4 protein-coding genes are annotated in these 1,996 nt (G+C 30.4%); 1 reads left to right on the forward strand and 3 read right to left on the reverse strand.

What is annotated here, in order from left to right:
• A partial coding sequence (locus tag HT669_RS10680; RefSeq protein WP_240149901.1) for a restriction endonuclease subunit S occupies positions 1-532 on the forward strand: 532 nt, incomplete at its 5' end.
• Here the strand turns inward: HT669_RS10680 and HT669_RS10685 are convergent.
• The 3 genes from HT669_RS10685 to HT669_RS10695 all read right to left on the reverse strand — a co-directional run.
• A complete protein-coding gene (locus tag HT669_RS10685) occupies positions 492-1,058 on the reverse strand; it encodes a restriction endonuclease subunit S (protein ID WP_226372480.1) in 567 nt (188 codons plus the stop codon). The two genes, HT669_RS10680 and HT669_RS10685, sit on opposite strands and share 41 nt — an antisense overlap.
• Positions 1,045-1,842: a tyrosine-type DNA invertase PsrA gene (gene psrA, locus HT669_RS10690; protein ID WP_000657448.1), complete on the reverse strand. Its 798-nt coding sequence runs from the start codon at positions 1,840-1,842 to the stop codon at positions 1,045-1,047. Before psrA ends, HT669_RS10685 begins: the two co-directional genes overlap by 14 nt.
• Positions 1,843-1,898: 56 nt before the next feature.
• Positions 1,899-1,996, reverse strand: a 98-nt coding sequence (locus HT669_RS10695) for a restriction endonuclease subunit S (protein WP_172923170.1), incomplete at its 5' end; no start/stop codon positions are given.

The following is a 1,996-nucleotide window of genomic DNA, read 5'->3' on the forward strand; positions in this document are numbered from 1 at the left end:
TGATTATGGCTCTTATTATGGGAAGATACCTATGAATTGGGTACAGACAACATTAAATTATATAGGAATAATTAGTACTGGTAACACGCCATCTAAAAATAGCCCTGAAAACTACGGCGGCGAAATACCATTCTATAAACCTGCTGATTTATTACAAGGAGAACTATACAATGCAACTGAATATTTATCGGTTCTAGGAAATACAAAATCCAGAAAAATAAAAGCAGGTTCTATTTTAATAAATGGTATTGGAAATATTGGAATTGCTGGGATTGTTCGTGTTGATGGAGCGTTCAATCAACAAATGCATGGCATAGAAGTATTTAATTTTGTCAACTCAAAATTTTTACTTTTAGCTATACAGTCTGATTTTATGCAAAAACAATTCAAGAACAATACATCATCTACCACTATTCCTATATTAAACAAAACTAGATTTTCTCAAACTATAATTAATTTTCCAGGTATACGTACACAAAAATTAATAATTACTAAAGCTGAGAAACTTTTTGAAAAAGTAAATCAATTTTAGCGACAATTCTCTTTTGTTCTAAAACTGAAGGAATACCTATTATTTTAGATTTTAGATACGAATAATGTCGAGCATAGCCCCTGTTCCTAACAAATAATAGCGTATAGTCTAAGTGGTATTTTAAAAATTTTGCAGATAAGCAAATTGGAGACAGAATTTTTACTCCGTCTGCACCAACAACAAAAGGGAAGTCTATAATCTTAAGATTTCTTGTATGGTCACCAAATATTACAACGTTTGTTTTATAGTCTAGAATCTTAGAAAAATTATTAGAAAATCCTTCAACTAATATTTTAGATTGACTAACTACTGGAATCTTGCCCTCTTTTACAATTTCAGACTGTTTTATTTGATAAGGCTTAGCTGAAATAGTTGTTACAATTTTTTCTAAAGGAGCTAGCAACCAAGTTGATCTTCTTGGAAAATCTATTTCAATTTTAATGTTATTCAGATAATAAGAGCCATAATCACAAAAAAATAGCAGATGGTCAATTTGACCACCTGTTATTTTTTTACCAATTAACAATTTTATCTACAATATTTTGTTGTTCAGTAGCTGTTTTCCTTAGATAAATTCGAGTAGTTTCTATACTTTCGTGTCCCATCAAATCTGCAAGCAAGGCAATATCATTATACTTCGATAAAAAATTCTTAGCAAATAAATGTCTAAAAGAATGAGGGTAAATTACTTTAGGATTCATTTTGTATTTATCAGCATAATTTTTTAACTGTTGAGCAACTCCTCTTGCTGTAATTGGTTCATTAAATTTATTCAAAAATAAATAACCACTTCGGCGATTTTCTGATTCTAACCAACTAAGACAACTATTTCTTAATTTTTTAGGAATGTACAGTCTACGAATTTTACCACCTTTTGAGTAAATGTCAAAATAACCGATTTCTACATGCTCTACTTTTAGTTTAATAAGCTCACTTACACGAGCCCCAGTTGCACCTAAAAACCAAACGACAAAATGCCATTTTAAAATACCATCTTTTTTCAAACTACGTTTAAGAAAAAGGTAATCAGCATAGCTAATGACATCTTCTAAAAACGGTTTTTGCTGTACTTTGACAAATTTTAATTTCAAATCATCATGACCAATAAAAGTCAGATATTTATTTACTCCTTGTAGTCGCAAATTGACAGTTTTAGGTTTAAAATTGTCTAATAAATATCCCTTGTATTCAAATAAATCTTCCATTTTGAGTTCATAATTCTCCAAGAAAAATCGAACACCATAAAGGTACGAACGCACAGTATTTTCAGCTAAACCAGCTTTCTTCAAATGTAATTCAAATTCTTTCAACGTAAAACTCCTATCTTATGTTTGATAGAAATTCCACCGCACGTAAAACTATTATACTAAATTAGTGCGTCAATATGGGCGAAAAATTGTTCGATTTTATCAACGATTCTGGATTGTTCAGGAAGGGGTGGGAGTGGGATTAGAATAGAAGCAA

This window comes from Streptococcus sp. 2100 (assembly GCF_013276335.1).
Lineage (GTDB): Bacteria > Bacillota > Bacilli > Lactobacillales > Streptococcaceae > Streptococcus > Streptococcus pseudopneumoniae.